Origin of the sequence: Pseudomonas sp. RIT288 (assembly GCF_000631985.1) — a bacterium.
Classification (GTDB): Bacteria; Pseudomonadota; Gammaproteobacteria; order Pseudomonadales; family Pseudomonadaceae; genus Aquipseudomonas.
In genome coordinates this window covers 48894-75312 of record NZ_JFYN01000014.1, presented here as the reverse complement: position 1 = coordinate 75312, position 26419 = coordinate 48894, and the positions used below count along the sequence as shown (strand labels likewise).

Here is a 26419-nt window from a genome sequence, read left to right as displayed (position 1 = left end):
GTCGATCAGTCTGTTGCCCCCTGAACACGCAGGGTTGCGCGCAATTTAAGCCGCGGGCCGCGACCAAGCAAGCGCTTGGGCAGAAGATATTTCAGCTGTTTACAAACCAAGCGCTTGCTTGGTAGCCTCCAGACACTTCTGTCGCAGGTTCCTGAGTCGGAGATAACCATGCCAACCACCGTTCGGATCGGATGCGCCAGCGCATTCTGGGGTGACACCAGTACCGCCGCCGCACAGCTTGTGGCCGGCGGGCAGCTGGATTATCTGGTGTTCGATTACCTGGCCGAAATCACCCTGTCGATCATGGCCGGCGCGCGCATGAAGGACCCTCAGGCCGGGTTCGCCGGGGACTTCGTCGAGGTGCTCGCGCCGCTGCTGCCGCAACTGGCCGAACAGAAGATCCGCGTGATCAGCAACGCCGGCGGGATCAATCCGAAAGCCTGCGCCGCCGCCCTGCAGGCTGCCTGCGACAAGGCCGGGGTCAGTCTGAAAATCGCCGTGCTGCTCGGCGACGATCTGCAACCGCAATTCAAGCAACTCGCCGCCCAAGGCATCCACGAAATGTTCAACGGCGCGCCGCTGCCGCCGATGTGCGTATCAACCAACGCCTACCTCGGCGCGCCGGGCATCGTCGAGGCTCTGCGCCTGGGCGCCGACATCGTCATCACCGGGCGCGTGGTCGACAGCGCGGTGGTCAGCGCGGCGCTGGTGCATGAGTTCGGCTGGGCCTGGCACGACTACGACAAACTGGCCCAGGCCGCGCTGGCCGGGCACATCATCGAATGCGGCGCGCAATGCACGGGGGGCAATTTCACCGACTGGCGCGACGTGCCGGATTACGAACACATCGGTTTTCCCATCGTCGAAGTCAGCGCCGACGGGCAGTTCATCGTCAGCAAACCCGAGGGCTCCGGCGGGTTGGTGACGCCGCTGACGGTTGGCGAGCAGATGCTCTATGAAATCGGTGATCCACAGGCCTATCTGTTGCCGGATGTGGTCTGTGATTTCACTCAGGTGAAACTGCAGCAACAAGGCAAAAACGCCGTGCATGTCCACGGAGCCAAAGGCCTGCCGCCCAGCGATAAATACAAGGTCAGCGCGACCTGGCCGGACGGTTTCCGCTGCACCGCCAGTTGCCTGATCGCCGGCATCGATGCGGTGGACAAGGCCCGCCGCGTCAGTCAGGCAATCATCGCCAAGACTGCCGAAATGTTCAGCCAGCGCGGCTGGCCACCGTACAGCGAAGTCGACATCGAACTGCTCGGCAGCGAAGCCACTTACGGCCCGCACGGTCAGCGTCGGGACAGCCGCGAGGTGGTGATCAAACTCGCGGTGCGCCATCCACTGAAACCGGCACTGATTCTGTTCTCCCGGGAAATCGCCCAGGCCGCCACCGGCATGGCACCGGGACTGACCGGTATCGTCGGTGGACGGCCGACGGTTTATCCGTTGATCCGTCTGTTCTCGTTCCTGATCGACAAAACAGCCTGCACCCTGCACGTCGACATGGCCGGCGATCAGCATCCCTGCGCCCTGCCCGCACAAACACCACTCGACAGCCACGATCTGCCAACCCCCGACCAGCCACCCAAACCCCAGGGCCGCGCCGACGCCAGTGTGCCGCTGGTGAAACTGGCGGTGGCGCGCTCCGGCGACAAGGGCAATCACAGCAACATCGGCGTCCTGCCGCGCCGCCCCGAATACCTGCCGTGGATCGCCGAAGCGCTGACGCCGGCGGTGATCGTCGACTGGATGCGCCACGTGCTCGACCCGATCCACGGCAGGGTCGAACGCTGGTACCTGCCCGGCACTCACAGCCTGAATTTTCTGCTGGAGAACGCGCTTGGCGGCGGTGGCGTGGCGAGTCTGCGCATCGATCCCCAGGGCAAGGCCTTCGCCCAGCAATTGCTGGAAATCCAGATCCCGGTGCCGCAGAGCATCGCCGAACAACTCGACTAGAGGTTGGGCTCCATGGCTTACGCATCGATTTTCAAAGCCGATCTGTTCAGCGGCCAGACCATCATCGTCACCGGTGGTGGCAGCGGCATCGGCCGTTGCACCGCGCATGAACTGGCGGCGCTCGGCGCCACTGTGCTGCTGGTCGGGCGCAAGCCGGAGAAGCTGCAAAAGGTCGCCGGCGAAATCAGCGAAGACGGCGGCCGCGCGCACTGGCAGGCCTGCGACATCCGTGACGAAGACGCGGTGAAGCAACGGGTCGCCGAGTTGATCGCCGAACACGGGCCGATCCACGGTCTGGTCAACAATGCCGGCGGCCAGTACCCGTCGCCACTGGCCTCGATCAATCAGAAAGGCTTCGAAACCGTGCTGCGCACCAATCTGGTCGGCGGCTTCCTGATGGCCCGTGAAGTGTTCAACCAGTCGATGAGCAAGCACGGCGGCAACATCGTCAACATGCTCGCCGACATGTGGGGCGGCATGCCGGGCATGGGCCATTCCGGCGCAGCACGTTCGGGGATGGACAACTTCACCAAGACCGCCGCGTTCGAGTGGGGTTACGCCGGGGTGCGGGTCAATGCGGTAGCGCCGGGCTGGATCGCGTCCAGCGGAATGGACACTTATGAGGGTGCGTTCAAAGCCGTGATCCCGACCCTGCGCGAACACGTACCGCTCAAGCGCATCGGCACCGAATCGGAAGTCAGTGCGGCGATTGTTTTCCTGCTCAGTCCGGCGGCGGCGTTCATCAGCGGCAGCACCTTGAAAATCGATGGCGCGGCCAGTCTCGGCAGCCGCGCATGGCCGCTGCACAAGGCGAGCCACAGCGAGTCGTTCAACGGTTTCCATCGGGCGTACCTGCCCGACGTCCTCAAGGACAAGGAGTAAGCCATGCCGCAGATCCAGTCCCAACTCGATCCGCACAGTGAAACTTTCGCCCGCAACCGCGCGGCGATGCTCACAGCGATCGAGCAAGTTCAGCAACTGGAACAGAACCTGTTGAACAAGGCTGCCGAAGCCAAGGCCAAATTCGACAAGCGCGGACAACTGCTGCCCCGCGAACGCCTGAATCTGCTGCTCGACCCCGGTGCACCATTCCTCGAACTGGCAAGCCTGGCGGGCTACAAGTTGCACGACGACAAGGACGGCAGCGCTGCCGGTGGTGGCTTGATCGCCGGCATCGGTTACGTGTCCGGCATACGGGCGATGGTGGTGGCCAACAACAGCGCGATCAAGGGTGGCACCATTTCCCCCACCGGCCTGAAAAAATCCCTGCGCCTGCAACAGATCGCCCAGGACAACAAACTGCCGGTGATCACTCTGGCCGAAAGCGGCGGCGCCAACCTCAATTATGCGGCGGAAATTTTCGTCGAAGGCGCACGCAGCTTCGCCAATCAGGCGCGGATGTCGGCCATGGGTCTGCCGCAAATTACCGTGGTGCACGGCTCGGCCACGGCGGGCGGCGCCTATCAACCGGGGCTGTCGGATTACGTGGTGGTGGTGCGCGGCAAGGCCAAGCTGTTTCTTGCCGGGCCGCCACTGCTCAAGGCCGCAACGGGCGAGGTCGCCACCGATGAACAACTGGGTGGCGCCGAGATGCACGCCCAGGTCGCCGGCACCGCCGAATACCTGGCCGAGAACGATGCCGACGGCGTGCGCCTGGTGCGCGAGATCCTGCGCATGCTGCCGTGGAACGAGCAACTGCCGTGGCTGCCGGAACCGCAATACAAGGCGCCGCTGTACCCGATCGACGAGTTGCTCGGGCTGATCCCCGACGACCCGAAGAAGCCCTACGACGTGCGCGAAATCATTGCGCGGATTGCCGATGAATCGGAGTTTCTCGAATTCAAGGGCGAGTTCGATCAGCAAACCATCTGCGGCCAGTTGAAAATCCAGGGCCGTGCCTGCGGCTTGATCGGCAACAACGGCCCGATAACGCCGGCCGGCGCGAGTAAGGCCGCGCAGTTCATTCAACTGTGCGATCAGAGCCAGACACCGCTGCTGTTTTTCCACAACACCACCGGGTTCATGGTCGGCACCGAGTCCGAGCAGCAAGGCGTGATCAAACACGGCTCGAAGCTGATTCAAGCGGTGGCCAATGCCCGAGTGCCTAAGCTGACGATTGTCGTCGGTGGCTCCTACGGTGCCGGCAACTATGCGATGTGCGGGCGCGGTCTCGATCCACGCTTCATTTTTGCCTGGCCCAACAGCCGCACCGCAGTGATGGGCGGCGCGCAGGCCGGCAAGGTGTTGCGCATCGTCACCGAGGCCAAACAGCTCAAGGAGGGCCTGGTGCCGGATCCGAAAATGCTCGACATGCTCGAACAGGTCACCGCGCAGAAACTCGACAGCCAGTCCACCGCGCTCTACGGCAGCGCCAATCTGTGGGACGACGGCCTGATCGACCCACGCGATACGCGCACCCTGCTCGGTTACCTGCTGGATATCTGCCACGAAGCCGACATCCGCATGTTGCAACCCAACAGCTTCGGCGTCAGCCGCTTCTGACTGCCACGGATCCCCAGGAGAACAATAAAAATGATCTTCACCCCGGAACACGAAGCACTGCGCCGCACCGTCCGCCAATTCGTCGAGCACGAGATCAACCCGCACGTCGATGAATGGGAAAAGGCCGGACGCTTTCCGATCCACGAGATTTTCCGCAAGGCCGGCGACCTCGGTCTGCTGGGGATTTCCAAACCGGAAAAATTTGGCGGCATGGGCCTCGACTACAGCTATTCGATTGTCGCAGCCGAAGAGTTCGGCACCATTCATTGTGGCGGCATTCCGATGTCGATCGGCGTGCAGACCGACATGTGCACCCCGGCGCTGGCCCGCTTCGGCTCCGACGAATTGCGCGACGAATTTCTCCGCCCGGCGATTACCGGCGAGCAGGTCGGTTGCATCGGGGTCTCGGAAGTCGGTGCCGGCTCCGACGTCGCCGGGCTCAAGACCAGTGCGCGCAAGGACGGCGACGATTACGTGATCAACGGCAGCAAGATGTGGATCACCAACTCGCCCAGCGCCGACTTCATCTGCCTGCTGGCCAACACCTCGGACGACAAGCCGCACATCAACAAGTCGCTGATCATGGTGCCGATGAACACCCCGGGGATCAGCCTCAGCTCGCACCTGGACAAGCTCGGCATGCGCAGTTCGGAAACCGCCCAGGTGTTTTTCGACAACGTGCGTGTGCCGCAGCGCAACCGCATCGGCCACGAAGGCGCCGGGTTCATGATGCAGATGCTGCAGTTCCAGGAAGAACGCCTGTTCGGCGCGGCGAACATGATCAAGGGTCTGGAATATTGCGTCGACAGCACCATCGAGTACTGCAAGGAACGCAAGACCTTCGGTAATGCGCTGATCGACAATCAGGTGATCCATTTCCGCCTCGCCGAATTGCAGACCGAAATCGAATGCTTGCGGGCGCTGGTCTATCAGGCCACGGAGCAATATGTGAAGGGTCAGGACGTCACGCGTCTGGCGTCGATGGCCAAGCTCAAGGCCGGGCGCCTCGGCCGTGAGGTCAGCGACAGCTGCCTGCAATATTGGGGCGGCATGGGCTTCATGTGGGACAACCCGGTGGCCCGCGCCTATCGCGATGTGCGGCTGGTATCGATCGGCGGCGGTGCCGACGAAATCATGCTGGGGATCATCTGCAAACTGATGGGCATCCTGCCGGGGAAAAAGAAATGAGCAGTCTGCCGGAATGCCAGACGCTGTTGCTGGAACTGCATGGCGGTGTGCTGCACATCACCCTCAATCGCCCGGACAGCCGCAATGCGATGAGCCTGCAGATGGTCAGCGAATTGCGTGCGGTGCTGACGGCAGTGCGTGATGACCGTGGTGTTCGTGCTCTAGTGCTCAGCGGTGCCGGCGGGCATTTCTGCGCCGGTGGCGACATCAAGGACATGGCCGGCGCCCGCGCCCAGGGCGCCGATGCCTATCGCGAACTGAACCGCGCTTTCGGTGCGCTGCTGCAAGAAGCGCAGCACGCACCGCAAGTGCTGATCACAGTGTTGCAAGGCGCAGTGCTGGGCGGCGGATTCGGGCTGGCTTGCGTCAGCGACATAGCCATGGCCGATCATCAGGCGCAGTTCGGCCTGCCGGAAACCAGCCTGGGTTTGCTGCCGGCGCAGATCGCTCCGTTCGTGGTGCAGCGCATCGGCCTGACCGAGACTCGCCGTCTGGCGCTGACCGCGGCACGTTTCGACGGCCATCAGGCGCGGCGGCTGGGACTGGTGCACTTCGTTGAGCAGGATCCGCAGGCACTGGCAGAACGACTCGACGAAGTGCTCGACCACGTTCTGTACTGCGCGCCCGAAGCGAATGCGGCGACCAAAAAATTGCTGCTCGCCAGTGCCGGGCAGCCCTCGAATGAACTGCTGGATGAGGCAGCGCAATGGTTCAGCGAAGCGGTGACCGGGGCCGAAGGGATCGAGGGCACCCTGGCTTTCGTGCAAAAGCGCAAACCGCGATGGGCCCTTTAAAAGCTTCGCGAGCAGGCTCGCTCCCACAGGTTTTGTGAACGATGCAAATTCCTTGTGGGAGTGAGCCTGCTCGCGAAGAGGCCAGCCAACCCACCGCCAAATACTCAGGAAGATCAACATGCCCGTCATCCACAAAATCCTGATCGCCAACCGCGGTGAAATCGCCTGCCGCATTCAGCGCACCGCCCAGGCCCTCGGCTATCGCACCGTCGCCGTATTCAGCGATGCCGACGCCGATGCCCTGCACGTGCAGATGGCCGATCAAGCGGTGAACATCGGCGCCGCACCGGTGCAGCAGTCCTACCTGAACATCCCGGCGATCCTCGACGCCGCGCGCCGCAGCGGTGCCGACGCGATCCACCCAGGCTACGGCTTTCTCTCGGAAAACGCCGAGTTCGCCCGCGCCTGCGCAGCGGCCAACCTGACCTTCATCGGCCCCAGCGCCGAGGCCATCGAGCTGATGGGCAGCAAGCGCCTGTCGAAAATCGCCATGCTCGACGCCGGCGTTCCCTGCATCGCCGGCTATCAAGGCGCCGCGCAGGATGACGCCACGTTGCTGCGCGAAGCCGAGCGCATCGGCTATCCACTGATGATCAAGGCCAGCGCTGGCGGCGGTGGACGCGGCATGCGTCTGGTGCGCAGCAGCGACGAGTTGCCAGCGCAACTGCGCACCGCACGCTCCGAAGCGCTGAACGGTTTCGGCAGTGATGAACTGATCCTCGAACAGGCGCTGATCGAACCACGACACGTCGAGGTGCAACTGTTCGGCGACTGTCACGGCAACCTGATCTACCTCGGCGAGCGCGACTGCTCGGTGCAGCGCCGCCATCAGAAAGTCGTCGAGGAAGCACCCTGCCCGGTGATGACCCGCGAGTTGCGCCAGGCCATGGGCGAAGCGGCATTGAAGGCTGGCCGCGCGGTGAATTACCTCGGTGCCGGCACCGTCGAGTTTCTGCTCGATGCCCGTGGGCAGTTCTACTTTCTGGAAATGAACACCCGTCTGCAGGTCGAGCATCCGGTGACCGAGTTGATCACCGGGCAGGATCTGGTCGCCTGGCAACTGGCCGTCGCCGAAGGCCAGCCGCTGCCACTGACTCAGGATCAGGTCACGCTGAACGGCCACGCCATGGAAGTGCGGTTGTATGCCGAAGATCCGACGCAGAATTTCCTCCCACAGACCGGTCGTGTGCAGGCCTGGGAACCGGCAGTGAGTCCGGGCGCGCGGATCGATCACGGCTTGCGTGAAGGTCAGTGGGTCAGCCCGTTCTATGATCCGATGCTCGGCAAACTGATCGCCCACGGCGCCACCCGCGAAGAGGCGCGCCGCAAGCTGTTGCGCGCGGTGCAGGACAGCGTGCTGCTCGGCGTTCAGAGCAACCAGCGTTTGCTGGTCAGCCTGCTGCAGCATCCGCAGTTCATCAGCGGCGAATTCAGCACCGCGTTCATTGCTCAGCGCTTCACTGACCATCCTTGCCTGCAGACTTACGCCCCCACCGCGGAGGAGCTGGCCATCGCCGCCGTGCTGTTTTATCAGGCCGGCGCGCAGGCGCATCGTGCACCGCTCAAGGGCTGGCGCAACAATGTCGGCGCGCCGCTCGATTACCGCCTCGGGCTGGAACAGCAGGACTGGACCTTGCAACTGCTTGCTGGCAGCGATGGCCGCTTCACCGTGAACGTGATGCAGCGCGCACTGGCACTGAGCGTCATCAATTGCGACGAGCGCGCGGTGACGCTGGAAGTCGACGGCCTGCGCCAGCGTCACGCCTACCGGATTGATGGCGAAGAACTCTGGCTGTTCACCCACCCGGGCAACCTGCGCCTGGAGGATCGAACTCATGCGCAGATCAGCAGTCAGAGCAGCGTCAGCTCCGGGACACTGAAAGCGCCGATGGACGGTGCCATCGTCGACGTGCTGGTCAGCGAAGGCAGCCCGGTCAGCAAAGGTCAGTTGCTGGTGGTGCTGGAAGCAATGAAAATGGAGCATCCGCTCAAGGCCGGCATCGACGGCGTGCTCAAGCGGGTGCAGGTCAAGGTCGGCGATCAGGTAAAAAATCGTCAGGTTCTGTTGCAGGTCGAGTGAGTCGCCAGGCGCAAACGCAAGGTTTGACTACGCTCTGATCTATCAGGACGCGTAAATCAGGAAACCTGCGATGCCCCATTGGCTGGTCATTGATCTGGAAGCCACCACAGATGAAGGTGGCTGGCCGGTAACGGACATGGAAATCATCGAAATCGGCGCGACGCTGGTTGATCGTGCCGGTCGCGAGCAGGATCACTTTCAGCGTTTCGTCAAACCGACCCGGCGGCCGTTGCTGACGCCGTTCTGCCGTGAGCTCACGCACATCAGCCAGGCCAACATCGACGCCGCACAGCCGTTGAGCGAGGTCTGGCCGGCATTCGAGCGCTGGCTCGGGCAACACCAGCCGCGCCTCGAAGGCTGGGCCAGTTGGGGCGATTACGACCGCAAACAATTGCTCCAGGAATGGCAGCGCCTGCAACTCGACAGCCTGCTCAGCCGGGTGCCGCACATGAACCTCAAACAGCGCTTTGCCAAGGCCCGGCGCCTGGAACGACCATTGGGCCTGAACGGTGCCTTGCAGCTGGCCGGCATGCAGTTCAGCGGGCAACAGCACCGGGCCCTGGAAGATGCGCGCAATACCGCGCGGTTGCTGCCGCTGGTCTTGCCACTCTGAAGTCAGGGCGAGAACTTGCCGGACACGCCCCGGGCAGGTGACGGCGCCGGGAGCGTTGTGCATACTGGCCAGCCTTTTTTAACCCTTTTTTGCCCTTTTCGAGAGGAATCGCCCATGTTCAAAGTCAACGAGTACTTCGACGGCACCGTCAAGTCGATCGCTTTTGGCACCGCTGAAGGTCCGGCGACCATCGGCGTCATGGCCCCGGGCGAATACGAATTCGGCACCGCTCAGCGCGAGATCATGCACGTGGTCTCCGGTGCGCTGACCGTCAAACTGCCGGACAGCAGCGACTGGGAAACCTTCGCCGCCGGCAGCCAGTTCAACGTTCCGGCCAACAGCAAGTTCCAGCTGAAAGTCGCCGTTGATACCGCTTACCTCTGCGAATACCGCGGCTAAGCCCACGTTTTTTCGCGGTGCAAAAAAATGCCCGTGTCCATGGACACGGGCATTTTTCATTTCTGGCCTGGGTTATTCGAGGATTTCCACCGGCATACCGACTTCCAGACGACCATTGCTGTCGTTGACCAGGTTCTGCCCGAACATTGCGCCATCGGCCTGCGCACGGTATTTCTGCAAGGTCGCCAGCGGTTCTCGATCGGCACTGCGTTCACCGGTCTGAGGATCGATGGTGGTCAGGATGCAGCGCGAGCAAGGCTTGACCACCCGGAACTCGACATCGCCGATGCGAATGCGCTTCCAGCCATCTTCGGCGAACGCCGTACTGCCTTCGATCACCAGATTCGGCCGGAACCGCAACATCTCCAGCGGCCGTCCGACCTTTTGCTCCAGATCCTGCAATGACGCCTCGCCAATCAGCAGCAGCGGGAAACCATCGGCGAATGCCACCCGGTCGTCTTCACGACCGTAGCCGGCCTGCGTCATACGGGCGCGATCAAGTGGCACCTGCACCAGCCGCGTGGGTTTGCCAATGAACTCGCTGACCCAGCGGGCCGCCTCGTCACCGGCATCCGGTACGCGCAGGGTGTCACGCCAGATGGTCACGCCACGCAACTCGGCATCGTCCTCCGGCAACGGGATATCCAGCGCCGCGTGGTCGGGCGCACTGAGGGTCAGACCGCCCTGCGCGTTCCACAGCGCTGACAGCTGGCTCATTTTCGCCTCGGCCCTTTGTGTCAGGAAGCGGCCGCTCGCCTCGTCCACCAGCATCCAGCGTCGGTCACCTTCAAGGCCGAGTTTGTCCAGGCCAATCGATTGCAGAATCTCGGGCTTGCCGGATTTCAACGGGTAACGATAAAGCGCACTCAGACGCAGCATGTCCAGCTTCCTGATGGGCAAAAATGCCACCCTATACGAGCTTTATCCGTGAATCAAAGCCTGCGTTCGAGCACTGCACGACAATGTAGGAGCTGCGGCACGCTGCGATCTTTTGACTTTGACTTTAAAAGATCAAAAGATCGCAGCCTCGTTTCACTCGACAGCTCCTGCAGGAGCTGTGTGGTGGTGTGATCAGGCTGGCACTTCATCGAGCATCAAACGCTGACGCACCACATCGACCAGTTTGTCCGGCTGGAACTTGGAGAGGAAGTTGTCGCAGCCGACCTTTTTCACCATCGAGTCGTTGAAACTGCCGGACAGCGAGGTGTGCAGCACCACGTACAGGCCACGCAGGCGCGGGTCGTTGCGTATTTCGGTGGTCAGGCGATAGCCGTCCATTTCCGGCATCTCCGCGTCGGTGAACACCATCAGCAGTTTGTCGGTCATGTTCACGCCGGTATCCGCCCAGGCCTTGAGCATGTTCAGCGCCTTCAGACCATCGCTGGCGATGTGCATTTTCACCCCGAGCTGGCCAAGGGTATCGCGCAATTGCGAAAGCGCCACGTTGGAGTCGTCCACCAGCAGCACTTCGCGGCCACGGGCACGCTCCAGCACCGGGTCGTCGAGCTTGTCACGCGAGACCTTGGCGTTGTACGGGACGATTTCGGCGAGGACTTTCTCGACGTCGATGATTTCCACCAGTTGATCGTCGACCTTGCTGATCGCGGTCAGGTAATGCTGGCGTCCGGCGCTGGTCGGCGGCGGCAGAATGGCTTCCCAGTTCATGTTGACGATGCGATCCACGCCACCGACGAGGAAAGCCTGCACCGAACGGTTGTACTCGGTGACGATGATGGTGCTGTTCGGGCCCGGCACCAGCGGACGCATGCCGATCGCCTGGGACAGGTCGATCACCGGCAGCGTCTGGCCGCGCAGGTTGACCACGCCACAGACAAACGGATGACGCTGCGGCATCAGGGTCAGCTTCGGTAACTGCAGCACTTCCTGAACCTTGAACACGTTGATCGCGAACAATTGGCGTCCGGCCAGGCGAAACATGAGAATTTCCAGGCGATTCTCACCCACCAGTTGCGTGCGTTGGTCTACCGTGTCGAGAATGCCGGCCATCTATGACTCCTGGGCTTGTTCTGATGAATTCACTAATGAGGGGTTATCGGCTGTTTATGGCGATTCTTGATCCCCAAAAAATTCACCATCAAAATGCCATACACGGGCATTGATGTCACATTAACATCATGGTTTACTGGCCCGGTATTTTCATCTGCTACATTCTCTTCTGGCGCGACCACGGTTTGCGTCACAGGTTCCCGCGCGTAAGGGAATCCCCTAGTAACAATCAGGCCCAACCTGATATTCGCAATATCCAATAGCCATTAATGTGACGCCATTCTCATTGCATGAACGGAGTCAGGCTATTGTGTGCGATCGCAGGTCAGTGGAACCCCACCCTCTGGAAAACCTCAGCCAGTGCACTTGCACGGTGGGGCGCGATCTCCCGACGGTGCATGATCGTCGACACACACGGCATTCCCTCATCAGACATGACGCTGTGGAGATAAGCATGCCAATCGACCGTAAAGACTGGGCACAACGCTTTCCCGAATTTCTCGTCGAAGCTGAAACGCTCCTGGCCAAGTCCGAAGAATGCCTGAGCCACCTGCAACTGATCAGCAACGACAAGGACGCCATCGACTGCATGCGCAGCACCCTGCTCAAACTTGCGAGTCGGGCTGAAGCGTTGGCACTGGAGGCGATCTCCGAGTTTTCCCTGCATATTCACAGCCTGCTCGACCACGCGCCGGCTCCTATCGATCTGCACGCACAGGCACTGGGTGCGCTCAAAGACTGCTTCACCCTGATGGCCTGGCAGATCGAACTGGTCGATCACAACACCGGCCAGTTAAGCCTGGATACCAGCGAACAGACATCCCTGATCGAAGCCTTCGCGTTCCAGGTCGGTCAAAGCGAATTTCAGCCGCCACTTGCGACTCGAACGCTACCACTCATGTCCTATTCGGAACGTCAGGCCTGATTCAGTGCTGACAATGCACACATCGAGGTAACTGATCCGAAGCCCTGAATGTCGTAAATGAATAGTTCATACCTGCCAGCGACCATTCGAATTAAATAATCACACCTGAAACCAGCGGAAATTTTCCCGCGGCCTCAGGGTTTGCCTGTGTCCGAGTAACGATCAACTTCGAGCAATATCGGTATCTATCGAACACAGTAAAGCGACTTTTTTCCATTATGGAACACACGTCCAACATGGCGTCTTTCCTGACTCACTGGACATATATGGCAAGCGCGACCAACGGTATCTTAAGTGCTATTATGCCGGCCATTAGTTGCTTTCAATTAATGGCACAGTGATTCACTGACAGTCATCCACCGAAGTTGGCGGTCAAACAGCGTTCACTGAACCTGGTTAAAACCAATAACATAATTGACAGCATTTTCAGACAGAGATCCGCCCGCCACCGGCCGGTCTACCCGCAGCGAACATCCATTGGCTCCATCCGTTATGTACGCCAGCCTCAAGTCAATCACCACATGGCCACCGTCCCGGGAAAATGCACGCCGGTTCACACTCGTATTGTGTGTCATCGCCACCGTCGGCTGCCTGCTGACCTATGGTTTTTCGGCACCACTTTCACTGGGGCTGTTGCTGCTGAATATCGCCGCCACCGGTTGCGTCTGGGTGCAATATCGACTGTCGCGCAAATCGATCAAGTTCCAGCCTCAGGAACTCGCCGACCGTTTGCTGGAAGTCCAGGAAAACGAACGCCACCGTCTCAGCCGGGAACTGCACGACGACATCGGTCAGTTACTGACAGCGGCCAAGCTGCAAAGCGAATGGCTGAAAAGACGCCTGCCACCCGACTTGCAAGAGCAGTGCTCGACACTCTGCGACACCCTTGAAGAAACCCTCAACAAGGTGCGCGACGTTTCCGCCATTCTCAATCCGCGCCAACTGACCAGCCTCGGGCTGGAGGCCAGTCTGCGAGCGCACCTGCTCAAGACCCTGGCGAACACGTCGGTGCACTGGAGCCTCGATTGCCAGCAGCGGCTCAACGGTATTCCGGAAGAAATGGCGGTCGCCGCCTTTCGCATTGCCCAGGAAGCGGTCACCAACATTCTGCGCCACGCACAGGCCAGCAACCTGCTGATCCGCGTGCAACGCCTGCCAAAAGGCCTGACACTGCTGATCAGTGACGATGGCCAAGGCTTTGCGCCAGCCGCGGATCCGGGTCGGGAAGGACAGCGCGGAATGGCTGGGATGGCGGAAAGGATCGAACAGTTGGGCGGCACGCTGAGCGTCATCAGCGAGCCGGGCAAAGGCACTCAAATCGAAGCACTATTCCCCTGGGCGCCCCGTGCACTCGAGCGGGCCAGTACGAATAAGGTTATGCGTTGACTTGTAACTTACTTCTGGTGGATGACCACTCGCTGATCAGGGCCGGCGTGCGCGCTCTGGTGCTCGACATTCCCGGTTACGCGGTCGTTGGCGAAGCCAGCGATGGCTCGCAGCTGCTCGAAATGGTTGAGCAACTGGCGCCCGACATCGTGCTGCTGGATATCTCGATGAAGGAAACCGGTGGCCTGGAAGCCCTGCAACGGCTCAAGCGGGTGCGCCCGCAAAGCAAGGTGCTGATTCTGTCGATGCACACCGATCCGGCGCTCATCATGCAGGCGCTGGAGTCCGGCGCGCACGGTTACCTGCTCAAGGACACCACCGCCACCGAGCTTGAACACGCCCTCGAAGCCCTGCGCAACAACGAGCGCTACCTGAGCCCGGCGATCGCCCACACTGTGATCAATCAGGCGCTGACCCGTACGCAGAAAAACCAGCCGGAAGTGGCCGATTCGCACAATCTGACGGCACGCCAGCTGGAAATCCTGCGGTTGATCGTTCGCGGCAAATCCACCCGGGAGATCGCCAACGGCCTGGGGTTGAGCATCAAGACCGTCGAAACCCACCGCTCGCAGATCATGAAGCGCCTGCAGATCTACGATGTGGCGGGCCTGGTGCTGTTCGCGGTGCGCGAGCAGATCATCAGCCTGGACGATTGATCAACCGGCCACCGCCCAACAGCGGCGAATGCTCGGGCAAGTGCACCCGCAAGGCTCCCGGGCGCACCTCGAAGCGCAGGCTTTCGCCCTCCAGCGGCTCGCCGTCAAGATTGATGCTCAGGCCTTCGGCGACCTTGATTTCGACCCAGGGCAAGCGGGCTCGCACAAACATATTGTCGAGGCCGAAACCGTCGCTGAGCAGGGTCTTGAGTGTGCCCACCAACTCCTGCGGTGCCGGCAGGATGCTGATGTCCAGCAGGCCATCATCGACCAGTGCCTGCGGACACAAGTCATGTCCGCCACCCGCCTGACGGCCGTTGCCGATCCCCAGCGCCAGCAGCTCGCCACTCCAGTGAAAGTCCGGCCCCTGCAGCTCGCCGTAGGCCGCGTGCAACTCGCTGAAGCGCGATAAACCGGTGAACAGATAGGCAGCCCCGCCCAGCACTTTTTTCAGATCCTCCGACGTATTGGCCGTGACCTGGCTACCGAAACCGCCGGTCGCCATGTTGAGGAAAATCTGCCCGCCGACGGCGCCAAGATCAATGTCACGCGGCGGTACATCCAGAAGCTCAAGCGCCTCTGCCGGCTCCAGCGGGATCCCCGCCGCACGGGAAAAATCGTTGGCCGTGCCCAGTGGCAACAGCACCAGACTGGCCTTGTGCGCATGCGCGGCAAGGGCTTCAGCGATATCGCGCAATGTGCCATCACCGCCCCCGGCGATGATCTGCCGGTAGCCATCCGCCAACGCCTCCTCCACCAGACGCTGAGCGTCACCGGCCTCCCAGGTCAGACGTACCGCCAGCTCCCAGCCTTGCTCGCGTTTTGCTTCGACGGCGGCGCGAACCGCCTCATTGAGTGCCTGCTTGCCATGCAGAATCAACAGCGCCCTGCGTTCACTCATAACGGTTACTCCCCACGATTGAATCGGTATGAAACATCTTGACCACTGGCGCACGCAAAAAAGCCGCAATACTTCCATTTAATTCAAGCGACTGATCTCTCGCGTCCTACACGGCGGTATTTTTTCTTACAACATGTGAGGAATCGGCTCAATTGACCGGGCCCGCTCATTGATTCACCGTGTGCAGGCGGTATCAATTTTCGATTTAACAACACAAGGATGTGCAGGTAATGAGTGGATACACCCTCGGAGCTGGTGACAGCTGGAAGGACAGGAAGGCCGACGCGCTTACATTTGCAATAGCCGATGGACATTCCGATGCCAAACCATGAAGCCAGAGTTCACACCAGCCCGGTCGCCCCTCTCAACGAAAGTCGCACCAGTCACAAATCCGATTTCAAAAAAAACGCCAGAAGCGCTGGAGAAGTTGATATGGAACCGCGTGTGACCGAACTGGAAACCCACCTCAAATACATTCGTCGCGATATGGACGAAGTGCGTGGGGATGTAAAGACCATCAAGCACCGTCTCGCCTATTCGGCAGGTGCAACGGCAGTGGTGTTGGGACTGCTGGGATGGGTTGCCAATAGCCGGTTCGATCAGTTGGTCACACTGATGAGCCATTGAAAGAGAAATGCAGGCATCGACGCAGTATCGGTCGAGCCTGCCGTCACCCGGCGCGGATCAGCCGAGCAGATCGCTCAGTGGAATGAACCCGACCTCTTCGCCCTCTACCAGCGTACGACCTTCCAGCACTTCTACCAGGCCATCCGCCCAAGCCGCACTGCGCAGCACACCGGAGCTTTGATTGCGGTAGATGATTGCCCGTCCCTGCTCGAGACGACCGCGCAGATATTCGCGACGATTGCCGGCCACAGGCCAGACAAAATCTGCCGGAACCGTAAACTTCAGAGGTTCGACATCCTGTACACCCTGACGCCGCAACAAGTAAGGCCGCGTGAGCAGAGCAAAGGTCACCAGTGTCGAGGCGGGGTTACCCGGCAAACCGATGACCGGCACCTTGCGGAAATGGCCGAATGTCAGCGGTTTACCTGGTTTGATTGCCAGTTTCCACAGCGCCAGCTCGCCCTCTTCCCTCAACGCAATGCCAAGAAAATCCGCTTCGCCGACCGACACGCCTCCGGTCGAGAGAATCAGGTCGACACCCTGCAAGTCGCCCAGACGTGCCCGCGTGGTCGCCAGATCGTCCGGAAGAATACCGGCATCAATCACTTCACAACCCAGGCGCTGCAACCAACTGCACAACACCACCCGGTTGCTGTTGTAAATCTGCCCCGCTCCCAACGGCTGACCCGGCTCGACCAGCTCATCGCCCGTGGACAGCACCGCCACTCGGACCTTGCGCACCACATTCAGCCCGGCACAACCCAACGACGCCGCCAGACCTTGCTCGATCGGCCCCAGTCGCGTACCTGCCGCCAGAATCAACTCACCCACGGTGGTTTCCTGGCCCTGCGGACGAATGTTCTGGCCGACGCTCATGGTTTCGATGAAACGCACACTGCCGTCGGCTTGAACTTCGGCGTTCTCCTGCATTTCCACACAATCTGCCCCGGCAGGCACTGGCGCACCGGTGAAGATCCGCGCACAGGTGCCGGGCTTCAAGGGCTCAGGCGCCTGCCCGGCAAAGACTTTCTGGCTGACCGGCAGCGGTTCGCCGGTCCAGTCAGCCAGGTTCAGGGCATAACCATCCATGGCGCTGTTTGGCCAGGGCGGCAGATCCAGAGTCGAAACCAGGTCTTCGGCGAGCACCCGCCCTTCCACCTCAGCCAATGGCAGAAACTCGCGCTCGACAATCGGCGTGGCCTCGGCCATTTGCAACAGGCGGGCCAGCGCTTCCTCGACAGGCATCAGGCTGCCGGTCTTGCCCGGCTTACCCACGGGATTCACAAGGCGCCGCCTGTTTCAGGTGAGGGACGAAGTTGCAAGGGCGATGCCGCGAATCCAGTTGTTCGGCGAGAATGCCGTCCCAACCGGTGCGCACCGCATTGGTCGAACCTGGCAGGCAGCACACCAGCGTGCCATTGGCCAGACCGGCCAGTGCCCGCGACTGCACGGTCGAGGTACCGATATCGGCCACCGAGATCTGGCGGAACAGTTCACCGAAGCCGTCAACCTGCTTGTCGAGCAGACAAGCCACGGCTTCAGGCGTGCTGTCGCGCCCGGTGAAACCGGTGCCGCCGGTAATCAACACCACCTGCACCACGTCCTCGGCAATCCAGTGGGCAACTTGCGCACGGATCTTGTACAGGTCATCTTTGAGCAGGACCCGCTCGGCCAGGTAGTGACCGGCAGCAGTCAGACGGTCGACGAAGACCTGGCCTGAGGTGTCGGTTTCCAGGGTTCGGGTATCGCTGACAGTCAGCACCGCAATGTTCAGCGGCGCAAAAGGTACATCGGCCTTGGCTTTCATTAGGCTCGTCCAGTTGTAGGAGAAACAGCCCGGTGTTATATCACAGCGCCTGAATTTTTCGCCGCCCCGCTGGAGAGCTGCCATGACCTCGAATACGCCATTGCCCCCTTGCTCCATTCTGCTCCTGGCAGGCGGACGCGGCCAGCGCATGGGCGGCCAAGACAAAGGGCTGGTCGAATGGCAGGGTGAGCCGCTGATTGCCCATCTGCAGCGCAAGGTGCGACCGCTGACTGACGACTTGATCATCTCCTGCAATCGCAATCGCGAGCGTTATGCCGCCTACGCCGATCAATTGGTCAGCGATGAGGAGGGCGATTTTCCCGGCCCCCTGGCCGGTATCCTTGCCGGACTCAAGGCCGCCCGCCGCCCGCACCTGCTGGTCTTGCCTTGCGATGTGCCGCGAATCGATGCCGCGCTGTTGCAGGACATGCGTGAAACCGCCGGCCGGTTTCCTGAAAAACCTTTAATGTTGCGTCACGACGACCATTGGGAACCGCTGCTGTGTGTGATCCCGGCAGCCCTTCTGCCCGCATTCGAAACCGCCTGGAACGCCGGTGAACGCAGCCCCGGCCGGGTCATGCGCAACCTTGGCGCGACAGCCCTGCCATGCCCGGACAATGACCCGCGACTGGCCAACCTGAACACCCCCGAACTGTTAAATGCGCATAACACTGTGTCAGACTGACAGCATTCAAGGAACTCTCACGCCTTGTATACGTCTCAAGCTCAGTAACCAAAAGTATTCCCATTCGGAGACACACTCATGACTCAACGGACCCTCGCCACTTTCATGCTCGCACTGGGCCTGGCAACGCTCGCTGGTTGCTCCTCGCCAACAGTGATCACCTTGAATGACGGTCGCGAAATCCAGGCCGTCGACACCCCGAAATACGATGACGATTCGGGCTTCTACGAGTTCAAGCAACTGGACGGCAAAGAGACCCGCATCAACAAGGATCAGGTTCGTACCGTTAAAGAGCTGTAATCTTTACGTCGACGCCGGATACAGAAAAGCCCGCATTGATGCGGGCTTTTTCATGGGCGCTGGATAGTGAGTGGCGTCACCATTGCAAGGTGATCCGGCTCTCGAACTCGCGCTCCTCGCCGGTCACCGGGTCGATAAACCGCAAACCCTGCGCCAGCAGCTTGAGCGGATTGGCGTAATCATCCTCAACGTCTTTCAACACATCCGGGTAGAACGGATCGTTGCAGATACTCGCCCCCAGCGCGGTCATGTGTACCCGTAGCTGATGCTTCTTGCCAGTCACCGGATACAGGCCGTAGCGCCACAGATCACCGTTCTTTTCCCGGACTTCCACCGCCGTTTCAGTATTGGCGACACCCGGACCTTCCTGCATGCGGAAGAACGGTTCGCCATCGATCAGGCGACTTTTGTGCACAAGGGGAAACTCCAGTTCCGGCAGCGCACGGGCGATCGCCTCATAGCGCTTGTCGATCTGCCGGGTCGGGAACAACGACTGATAGGCCGAACGGGTCTGCGGATTGGCCGAGAAGATCACCAGCCCCGCCGTGTGCCGGTCGATACGATGCAGCGGCACCAGATGCGGGTTATCAAGGCGGCGGATCAGACGCCGCAACAACGTCTGCTCGACGTATTCACCAGCCGGCGTCACTGGCAGAAAATGCGGTTTGTCGGCCACCACCAGATGCTCGTCCGCATACAGGATCGACTCATGCACCGGGATCGGCTTTTCATCCGGCACTTCACGGAAGTAGTGAATGCGCAGGCCTTCCTTGTACGGCAGATCCAGCGCAATCGGCTGACCTTGACCATCCAGTACCCGGCCCCGGGCGATTCTGTCCAGCCATTGCTCGCGGCTGATCGCACTGAAATGCTCACACAGGCAATCCAGTACGGTGAGCCAGGCACCCGGAGGCAGGTAAAGGGTGCTGGCCTGATTCTGCGCAGCGGAAAATGTTGGTGTGGACATACGGAAATTCGAACCCTCAATGCAGGTCGGCATTATCCAACACTGAGCGATCCGAACCTAGCGTCGATTCCACCACCCGCCTCAGGCCGGGATCGACTTGAGCGCGGCAGCTTCGGTGAATTCCTTGAGCCAGCGCAGCACATCGACCGCCTCCCAGCGCCCCGGGTCATACAAGGCGTACAACAACCCCTGATAACCGACCACATCCAGTTGTTTGTGATAACCGGCACGCTGGAACAGCGCTTCGATCTCGGCAAAACAGGTGTTGAAATGCAGTTTGTTGAAAGGCGTCTTGCCCTCCGTGACCAGTCCGTCCAGGCGCAACTCGAGGACCGCCTCGCGCACCACGTCAACCGACATCCGGTTCACGCTGTTCTTCAACTGTTCGACATTGACCACGGTTCGTCCCTCTGACTGCCGGATTCACCTGCTCAAGTGATGAAAAGCAGCAGGCCCACCCAATTACTGTATGCACATACAGTAACCGAATAAACCGCAAAGTGCCAAGGGAAGGATGCACGGTCGCGACCGGCGGAAAGCAATGCCGCGCCACCGAAGAAACAGGCTCAGCGCAGGAAAGCCACCACCTGGTCGGCATTGAACGGCCAGCTCAGCTCGGCGCCGGTATCAACTCGGCGCAGTACCGGAATCCGCAGGCTGTAAGCCTCGAACCAGGATTCATTGTCAGCAATATCCACCAGTTCGACCAGCAAACCATGCTCGACAAAAGGCATCAACTCGGCCTCTGCCACCTCACACAAATGGCATCCCAAGGTGCCGAACAACTGACATTCAGGAGGCATGATCGCTCAACCGGAAAAATGAAGGTTCATTCTAGGCGCGCCTTGAAAACCCGTCGAGCCGCTGTCGCCCAAAGGCTCGAACACGACACCCCGTACGCAAAACCCTGACGCAAATCAGTCCACAGAAAAGCCAATCAGGCCATGCTCCCGCGTTTTTTGCCTCTACGCTTGAGAGGCCTGAGCCTGATATCGGAGTGTCTTGTGTTTGCCAACCTGCTGATCATCCTCGCCTCTTCCCTGGTGATGATTGCCCTGTTTCGCCGTCTGCGCTTGCCGCCGGTGCTGGGCTATCTCTGCGTAGGATTGTTGGTAGGGCCAACTGCATTCGACTGGATCAATGAGAGCGAGCACCTGCCGGACGTGGCCGAGTTGGGCGTGGTGTTTCTGCTGTTTTCGTTGGGCCTGGAGTTTTCCCTGTCGAAAATGATCGCGCTGCGCCAGGTGGTGTTTCGCCTGGGCAGCCAGCAGGTGTTGCTCAGCACGGCGTTACTGGGATTGATGCTGATTCTGCTGGGCATGCCGGTGACCCCGGCCCTGCTGCTTGGCGCAGGGCTGTCGTTGTCATCGACGGCGATTGTCACCAAGGAGTTGAGCAGCCTGGGCGAAGTGTTCAGCAGTCATGGGCAGAATGCTGTCGGGGTTCTGCTGTTTCAGGACGTGGTCGCGGTATTGTTACTGACCCTCGTGCCGGTGTTCGCCGGGAGCAGCGCGCAAGCCTGGTACTGGGCGCTGCCGCTGACGCTGGTGAAGACCGTGGTGCTGTTTTTCGGTCTGCTGCTGGCCAGCCGCTGGTTGTTGCCACGGTTGTTTCATGAAGTGGCGGCCTCGCGCTCGGCGGAATTGTTCGTGCTGCTGGCGCTGGTGATTGTGCTGCTGACCGCCTGGCTGACGCACCTGCTGGGCCTGTCCCCTGCCCTCGGCGCATTTCTGGCCGGCATGCTGCTGGGCGAGAGTCACTACCGCCATCAGATCGAAGCCGACATCCGGCCATTTCGCGACATTCTACTCGGGGTGTTTTTCGTCAGCATCGGCATGCTGATCGATCTGCAACTGTTCGTCAGTCACAGCCTGTTGATTCTCGGCCTGACCCTCGGCCTGATGCTGATCAAAGGCACAATCGTCGCGCTTTTGGTGAAGTGGCGCGGCAGCGATCACGAAACTGCCTGGCGCAGCGGCCTGGCCCTGGCGCAGGGCGGGGAATTCTGCTTTGCGTTGATGGCGCAGATGCAGCAAAACCGCATGCTGCCTGACGAGCTGGGCGGTCTGCTGCTGGCGGCGACGTTCTGCTCGATGTTGCTGACCCCGCTGTTGTTGCGCGGGGCACCGAAAATTGCCCTGCGCCTGCATCGCAAGCCGAATCAGGAGGCGCAAATCGAAGAGATAAGTGCGCTCAACGCCGACCTCGACCAGCATGTGGTGATTTGCGGCTACGGGCGGGTTGGCCAGTCCATCGGCCGTTTCATGCGCAATGCCAATCAACCTTACATCGCACTGGACAACGACCCGGTGCGGATCCAGGAAGCCTCCGCCAGCGAAAGCAATGTGCATTACGGCGACTCGTCTCGCGCCGACCTGCTGATTGCCGTCGGATTGCTGCGCGCGCGGCTGGTGGTGATCGCAGTGGATCAAAGCGACGTTACCCTGCGAATCCTTGAAGAGGCGCGCCGCCACAATGATCAGGTGCCGATTCTGGTGCGCACCCGCGACGATAGCCAACTGACGGAACTCAAGGCTGCCGGCGCCACCGAAGTGGTGCCGGAGCTATTGGAATCAAGCCTGATGCTCGGCTCTCACGCCTTGATCATGCTCGGTCTGCCAGCACGTCAGGTACAAGAGCGAGTCGATCAGGTGCGCAGTGACCGTTATCGTCTGCTGCACGGTTTGTACCGCGGCGCCGACGATGAGGAAACCTAATCCTGACTCACCGCGCCGATCTTGTGCAGCGACAGGTCGGCGCCGTAATACTCTTGCTCCTGACTCAGGCGCAGGCCATGCAAGACCTTGATCACGCCGTAGACGGCGAATCCGCCGAGCAGTGCGACCACCACACCGAGGGCGGTGCCGATCAACTGACTGATCAGGCTGACACCGCCGAGGCCACCCAGCGCAGTCTGGCCGAAGATGCCGCAGGCGATCCCGCCCCACACCCCGCACAAACCGTGCAACGGCCAGACACCGAGCACATCGTCGATGCGCCATTTGACTTGCGCGGCGGTAAAGCACCAGACGAACAGCGCACCGGCGATCGCACCAGTCACCAGAGCGCCGACCGGATGCATCAGGTCGGAACCGGCGCAGATCGCCACCAACCCGGCCAGCGGGCCGTTGTGCAGGAAGCCCGGGTCATTGCGCCCGACGATCAACGCCGCCACCGTGCCGCCGACCATGGCCATCAGCGAGTTGACCGCCACCAGACCGCTGACGCCCTGCAAGGTCTGTGCGCTCATCACGTTGAAACCGAACCAGCCGACAATCAGAATCCACGAACCCAGCGCCAGAAACGGAATGCTCGACGGCGCAAACGCCACCAGACGCCCGTCGCGATAACGACCGTTGCGCGGGCCGAGCAGCAAAACCGCCGCCAGCGCCAGCCAGCCGCCCATGGCGTGTACCACCACCGATCCGGCGAAGTCATGGAACGCCGCGCCAAAACGTGCCGTCAGCCAGGCCTGCAGACCGTAGTTGCCGTTCCAGATCATGCCCTCGAAAAACGGGTAGATGAACGCCACGATCAGCGCCGTCGCACACAACTGCGGAACGAATCGCGCGCGTTCGGCGATGCCGCCGGAGATGATCGCCGGAATCGCCGCAGCAAACGTCAGCAGGAAGAAAAACTTCACCAGCCCATAACCGTGATCGGCACTCAGCACCGCCGCCGGTTGCAGGAAGGTCACCCCATAGGAGATCCAATAGCCTATAAAGAAATAGGCCAGGGTCGAAACCGCAAAGTCACTGAGAATTTTCGACAGCGCGTTGACCTGGTTCTTCTGACGAACCGTGCCGACTTCAAGGAAGGCGAAACCGGCGTGCATCGCCAGCACCATCACCGCACCGATCAGAATGAACAACGTGTTGGAGCTGTGAACCAGCGTGTCCACAGCGCTTTGCAGATTTTCCATAAAGAGGCAGACCTGAAGGCTAAAAAGGCACCAAAGCGGTTCGTGCGGGCAATTCATGCACCAAGTTGCAACCGATCGGTCTGCGCATTGAAGCTGCGATGAACCGCTTTGGCGCACAAGGTCGATGTCCTGACACGAACCAGGATTATTTGAGTTAAGGTTTTGCGGCATGTACGCCCGCCAACAGCGCACGGCGGCGACAGGACGCACCACGACATAGCAAAAGCTGTACCAGTCATTTGTACTGAACCTTCGCGCAAGGCTCATACTCGAACGCTTCAGACGTCACTTACGGAGATCCACCCATGGCCAGCATCAAGGCAAAGACTGCTCAAGAAATCCTGATGAACGACTTCCAGACTCTGGTCGCCGACACCGAGCGGTTGCTCGAACACACCGCGTCCCTGGCGGGCGATCAGGCCGATGAGCTGCGTGATCAGATCCACGACAGCCTGCTGCGCGCCCGGGAAACGCTGAAGCTGACCGAAGACACCCTGCGCGATCGCGGCCAGGCGGCGGTCACCGCCACCGAAGATTATGTGTCAGCCAATCCTTGGCAGTCGGTGGGCATCGCCGCCGGGGTGGGCTTCCTGATTGGCCTGCTGGCCACTCGGCGCTGATCATGTCGATCGGCGAATCCGGCCTGGGGTCGGGCACTACTTCCTCCACGCGGCGTCTGGGCGCCGCTGTTCTCGGCTTGCTGCACAGCCATGTCGAACTGTTCGGCATCGAATTGCAGGAGCAGAAAGCACGTACCGTCAGCCTGTTGCTGTTCGCAGGCCTGGCGCTGGTGTTTGCCCTGCTGTTGCTGGTCGGTCTGTCGACGCTGGTACTGATCGTGTTCTGGGATACCTATCGCCTGGCAGCGATCATCGGTCTGTGCGTGTTCTACACCCTGGCGGCCGCTTTCTGCGGGTTGCGCCTCAAGGCAGCAGTCTTCGATGAATCCTCGCCCTTCCACGGCACGCTGGAAGAATTGGCCAATGATCGGGAGCGTCTGCTGCCATGAGCCTGCCTGAACTGCCACACAACAGCTCGCGCCGGGAAATGCGCAAGGCGCTGATCCGCCTGCGCATGGAAATGCATCGTCAGGAAATCCGCCACGAAGCCGGGCAAGTATTGCAACCCTTGCAACGCATGCGCGGCATGACGCAAAGCCTGCAAGGCGGCTTCGGCATCAAGCACGCGCCGCTATGGGGCGTGGCCGCCGTCACCCTGCTGGGTTTTATCACCGGCAAAGGTGCAAAAAGCGGTGGCGTCGGCGGGCTGACCCGGCTGATACGTCTGGGTACCAGCCTCGGGCCACTGATCAAACTGGTCATGCAGAGTTCGGGCAAACGCTAAGCCGGCGCATCTGGCTGCATTCTTGCAATAACCGCGGGATTGAACCTCTTTACCAAGAGGTTCAATCCCGCGTGCCTACCTGGTCGGCGGGTTCATCCAGAACAAGAACGACTAAGGAGGCTCCGTGATCGACGGGCAACCGCTCGCCTGCTTTCAGCCTTTCATCGATACCGCTACCGGACGTATTGCAGGGGTCGAAGCACTGGGTCGCCTGCGCCAGCCTGACGGCCAACTGGCCTCGGTCGGGCCGTTGTTCGCCGACCCGCGCACACCCGCCATCGCCCTGCGCCGCCTCGACCGACAGATCCGCGACAACGCCCTGAGCCGACTGCATGAAGCCCCCGCCGAGTGGTTTCTCAGCCTGAACATGTCGCCACGCTGGATCAGTCGCCTGCGCGCCGATCAGCCGCTGCCCAGCCTCAAGCAAATGCTGCGACACGGCGTCGATCCGCAACGCATTGTGTTCGAGATCACTGAACTGGGTGGCAACAGTCAGCGTCTGGCCGAAGTGGTGGCGCGCTACCGCGAGGCCGGAGCACGGATCGCCATCGATGACTTCGGCGCGGGTTATTCGCAGCTCGATCGGGTGCTGGCGTTACAGCCGGACATTCTCAAACTCGACATGCGCCTGTTCCAGGCCGCCGCGTTGGGCGGGCCGAGCAGTGATGTGGTCAAGGCTCTGGCGCAAATGGCCGAGAAGACCGGCTGCTGGATCATTGCCGAAGGCGTGGAAACCGAGGCCCAGCTCAATTTCGCCCTGGAGTGCGGCTCACGTTACGTCCAGGGTTTCCTGTTCGCCCGGGCGCAGGAGGCGTTCTATTCAACCGATGCCTTCGTGCAGCGCTTTGCTGAACTGCGCCAGCGTTACGTGCGGCAGAAGCTGGCCGAACGCGGGCGCCTGATGCAGATGCGTCAGCAGCTCGGCGAACTGATGGCGATCCTCCAGGCCTGGGCTCAGGCCCACGCGCCGCTCAGTGCGCTGCCGCAACTGGAGGCTTTTCCGTGGTTGTTGCGGTTCTACCAATGCGACCGCCATGGCACCCAACTCACGCCCAACCTCGAATGGCGCAACAACGGCTGGGTCGCCGATAACCGCTACCTCGGGCACAACTGGTCATGGCGTCCGTATTTCTATCATTTGCTCGCCGAAGGCTGGGAAGAACGGCGCCTGACCCTGTCCAGCACCTACCGTGATGCCACGAGCAACCAGTATTGCCTGACCGCCGGCCAGTTCTTCGATAACGGCGAACGCCTGCTGCTGATCGATATTGATGCCGCGGGTTTGTAGTTCCGCTTGCAGGGGCGTGGCTGAACCGGGAAGCTAGGGCAACAGTCATCCCAGTCACCGACGGAGAGA

At 60.9% G+C, this 26419-nt stretch carries 28 protein-coding genes; 19 read left to right on the top strand and 9 right to left on the bottom strand.

Features of this window, described 5'->3' with window-relative positions:
- Positions 1 to 168 precede the first annotated feature (168 nt).
- From BW33_RS15465 to ppnP, 8 genes are all read left to right on the top strand, one after another.
- Complete coding sequence (locus tag BW33_RS15465) at positions 169 to 1959, top strand: acyclic terpene utilization AtuA family protein (RefSeq protein WP_047599880.1); 1791 nt, start codon at positions 169 to 171, stop codon at positions 1957 to 1959.
- 12 nt (positions 1960 to 1971) lie between these two features.
- Positions 1972 to 2841 carry an SDR family oxidoreductase gene (locus BW33_RS15460; protein ID WP_047599879.1) on the top strand — a complete coding sequence of 290 codons (870 nt, stop codon included), beginning with the start codon at positions 1972 to 1974 and terminating at the stop codon, positions 2839 to 2841.
- Positions 2842 to 2844: 3 nt separating this feature from the next.
- Positions 2845 to 4461 (top strand): geranyl-CoA carboxylase subunit beta, encoded by a 1617-nt coding sequence (gene atuC, locus BW33_RS15455; protein ID WP_047599878.1) that lies wholly within the window; start codon positions 2845 to 2847, stop codon positions 4459 to 4461.
- Positions 4462 to 4491: 30 nt separating this feature from the next.
- Entirely contained in the window at positions 4492 to 5649 is a 1158-nt protein-coding gene (gene atuD, locus BW33_RS15450; RefSeq protein ID WP_027613409.1) for a citronellyl-CoA dehydrogenase, read from the top strand.
- Complete coding sequence (locus BW33_RS15445; RefSeq protein ID WP_047599877.1) at positions 5646 to 6443, top strand: enoyl-CoA hydratase/isomerase family protein; 798 nt, start codon at positions 5646 to 5648, stop codon at positions 6441 to 6443. Before atuD ends, BW33_RS15445 begins: the two co-directional genes overlap by 4 nt.
- Positions 6444 to 6561: 118 nt before the next feature.
- Positions 6562 to 8523 (top strand): acetyl/propionyl/methylcrotonyl-CoA carboxylase subunit alpha, encoded by a 1962-nt coding sequence (locus tag BW33_RS15440; RefSeq protein ID WP_047599876.1) that lies wholly within the window; start codon positions 6562 to 6564, stop codon positions 8521 to 8523.
- Positions 8524 to 8593: 70 nt separating this feature from the next.
- Positions 8594 to 9136, top strand: a complete 543-nt coding sequence (locus BW33_RS15435; protein ID WP_047599875.1) for an exonuclease domain-containing protein — start codon at positions 8594 to 8596, stop codon at positions 9134 to 9136.
- A 114-nt stretch (positions 9137 to 9250) separates the two neighbouring features.
- Entirely contained in the window at positions 9251 to 9535 is a 285-nt protein-coding gene (gene ppnP, locus BW33_RS15430; protein ID WP_003226701.1) for a pyrimidine/purine nucleoside phosphorylase, read from the top strand.
- 72 nt (positions 9536 to 9607) lie between these two features.
- On the opposite strand, the gene BW33_RS15425 is transcribed toward ppnP, so the two are convergent.
- Together BW33_RS15425 and BW33_RS15420 are read right to left on the bottom strand one after the other, a co-directional pair.
- On the bottom strand, positions 9608 to 10414 hold the full coding sequence (locus tag BW33_RS15425; RefSeq protein ID WP_047599874.1) for an MOSC domain-containing protein: 807 nt from the start codon (positions 10412 to 10414) through the stop codon (positions 9608 to 9610).
- Positions 10415 to 10606: 192 nt separating this feature from the next.
- A complete protein-coding gene (locus tag BW33_RS15420; RefSeq protein WP_003226705.1) occupies positions 10607 to 11542 on the bottom strand; it encodes a chemotaxis protein CheV in 936 nt (311 codons plus the stop codon).
- 454 nt (positions 11543 to 11996) lie between these two features.
- Here BW33_RS15420 and BW33_RS15415 point away from each other — a divergent pair, with 454 nt between their 5' ends.
- The 3 genes from BW33_RS15415 to BW33_RS15405 all read left to right on the top strand — a co-directional run bounded on the left by BW33_RS15415 (position 11997) and on the right by BW33_RS15405 (position 14509).
- Complete coding sequence (locus BW33_RS15415) at positions 11997 to 12467, top strand: hypothetical protein (RefSeq protein WP_047599873.1); 471 nt, start codon at positions 11997 to 11999, stop codon at positions 12465 to 12467.
- A 492-nt stretch (positions 12468 to 12959) separates the two neighbouring features.
- Positions 12960 to 13853: a sensor histidine kinase gene (locus BW33_RS15410; RefSeq protein ID WP_047599872.1), complete on the top strand. Its 894-nt coding sequence runs from the start codon at positions 12960 to 12962 to the stop codon at positions 13851 to 13853.
- The gene (locus tag BW33_RS15405) at positions 13850 to 14509 is read left to right on the top strand and encodes a response regulator (RefSeq protein WP_007969079.1); all 660 of its coding nucleotides are present in this window, start codon (positions 13850 to 13852) and stop codon (positions 14507 to 14509) included. The genes BW33_RS15410 and BW33_RS15405 overlap by 4 nt, the downstream gene beginning before the upstream one ends.
- Here the strand turns inward: BW33_RS15405 and yegS are convergent.
- Entirely contained in the window at positions 14493 to 15410 is a 918-nt protein-coding gene (yegS, locus tag BW33_RS15400) for a lipid kinase YegS (RefSeq protein WP_047599871.1), read from the bottom strand. The two genes, BW33_RS15405 and yegS, sit on opposite strands and share 17 nt — an antisense overlap.
- A 318-nt stretch (positions 15411 to 15728) precedes the next feature.
- On the opposite strand from yegS, the gene BW33_RS30005 reads away from it, so the two are divergent.
- Positions 15729 to 16037, top strand: coding sequence for a hypothetical protein (locus BW33_RS30005; protein WP_177327492.1), 309 nt, complete (start codon positions 15729 to 15731; stop codon positions 16035 to 16037).
- Positions 16038 to 16094: 57 nt separating this feature from the next.
- On the opposite strand, the gene BW33_RS15390 is transcribed toward BW33_RS30005, so the two are convergent.
- Both BW33_RS15390 and moaB read right to left on the bottom strand, forming a co-directional pair.
- Complete coding sequence (locus BW33_RS15390) at positions 16095 to 17282, bottom strand: molybdopterin molybdotransferase MoeA (RefSeq protein ID WP_177327493.1); 1188 nt, start codon at positions 17280 to 17282, stop codon at positions 16095 to 16097.
- A gap of 22 nt (positions 17283 to 17304) precedes the next feature.
- Positions 17305 to 17844 carry a molybdenum cofactor biosynthesis protein B gene (gene moaB, locus BW33_RS15385; protein WP_047599869.1) on the bottom strand — a complete coding sequence of 180 codons (540 nt, stop codon included), beginning with the start codon at positions 17842 to 17844 and terminating at the stop codon, positions 17305 to 17307.
- An 82-nt stretch (positions 17845 to 17926) separates the two neighbouring features.
- Between moaB and mobA the strand changes: the two genes are divergently transcribed.
- Positions 17927 to 18529, top strand: a complete 603-nt coding sequence (gene mobA, locus BW33_RS15380) for a molybdenum cofactor guanylyltransferase MobA (protein WP_047599868.1) — start codon at positions 17927 to 17929, stop codon at positions 18527 to 18529.
- 78 nt (positions 18530 to 18607) lie between these two features.
- Positions 18608 to 18829, top strand: coding sequence for a YgdI/YgdR family lipoprotein (locus BW33_RS15375; RefSeq protein WP_007908660.1), 222 nt, complete (start codon positions 18608 to 18610; stop codon positions 18827 to 18829).
- A 76-nt stretch (positions 18830 to 18905) separates the two neighbouring features.
- Here the strand turns inward: BW33_RS15375 and BW33_RS15370 are convergent, their stop codons facing one another.
- From BW33_RS15370 to BW33_RS15360, 3 genes are all read right to left on the bottom strand, one after another.
- Positions 18906 to 19796, bottom strand: a complete 891-nt coding sequence (locus BW33_RS15370) for a pseudouridine synthase (protein ID WP_047599867.1) — start codon at positions 19794 to 19796, stop codon at positions 18906 to 18908.
- Between the two features lie 81 nt (positions 19797 to 19877).
- Positions 19878 to 20195 (bottom strand): transcriptional regulator, encoded by a 318-nt coding sequence (locus BW33_RS15365; RefSeq protein ID WP_003226726.1) that lies wholly within the window; start codon positions 20193 to 20195, stop codon positions 19878 to 19880.
- Positions 20196 to 20362: 167 nt separating this feature from the next.
- Positions 20363 to 20599, bottom strand: coding sequence for a glutaredoxin family protein (locus tag BW33_RS15360; RefSeq protein ID WP_047599866.1), 237 nt, complete (start codon positions 20597 to 20599; stop codon positions 20363 to 20365).
- A 201-nt stretch (positions 20600 to 20800) separates the two neighbouring features.
- Here BW33_RS15360 and BW33_RS15355 point away from each other — a divergent pair, with 201 nt between their 5' ends.
- Positions 20801 to 22513, top strand: coding sequence for a cation:proton antiporter (locus BW33_RS15355; RefSeq protein ID WP_047599865.1), 1713 nt, complete (start codon positions 20801 to 20803; stop codon positions 22511 to 22513).
- On the opposite strand, the gene BW33_RS15350 is transcribed toward BW33_RS15355, so the two are convergent.
- On the bottom strand, positions 22510 to 23718 hold the full coding sequence (locus BW33_RS15350) for an ammonium transporter (protein WP_047599864.1): 1209 nt from the start codon (positions 23716 to 23718) through the stop codon (positions 22510 to 22512). The genes BW33_RS15355 and BW33_RS15350 overlap by 4 nt on opposite strands.
- Positions 23719 to 24023: 305 nt before the next feature.
- Here BW33_RS15350 and BW33_RS15345 point away from each other — a divergent pair, with 305 nt between their 5' ends.
- The 4 genes from BW33_RS15345 (at position 24024) to BW33_RS15330 (ending at position 26350) form a co-directional block, all read left to right on the top strand.
- Positions 24024 to 24338 carry a DUF883 family protein gene (locus BW33_RS15345; protein WP_003226733.1) on the top strand — a complete coding sequence of 105 codons (315 nt, stop codon included), beginning with the start codon at positions 24024 to 24026 and terminating at the stop codon, positions 24336 to 24338.
- A gap of 2 nt (positions 24339 to 24340) precedes the next feature.
- Positions 24341 to 24727, top strand: coding sequence for a phage holin family protein (locus tag BW33_RS15340; RefSeq protein WP_007969088.1), 387 nt, complete (start codon positions 24341 to 24343; stop codon positions 24725 to 24727).
- Positions 24724 to 25062, top strand: a complete 339-nt coding sequence (locus tag BW33_RS15335) for a hypothetical protein (RefSeq protein WP_047599863.1) — start codon at positions 24724 to 24726, stop codon at positions 25060 to 25062. The genes BW33_RS15340 and BW33_RS15335 overlap by 4 nt, the downstream gene beginning before the upstream one ends.
- Before the next feature lie 124 nt (positions 25063 to 25186).
- Positions 25187 to 26350 (top strand): EAL domain-containing protein, encoded by a 1164-nt coding sequence (locus BW33_RS15330; protein ID WP_047599862.1) that lies wholly within the window; start codon positions 25187 to 25189, stop codon positions 26348 to 26350.
- Positions 26351 to 26419: the final 69 nt, after the last annotated feature.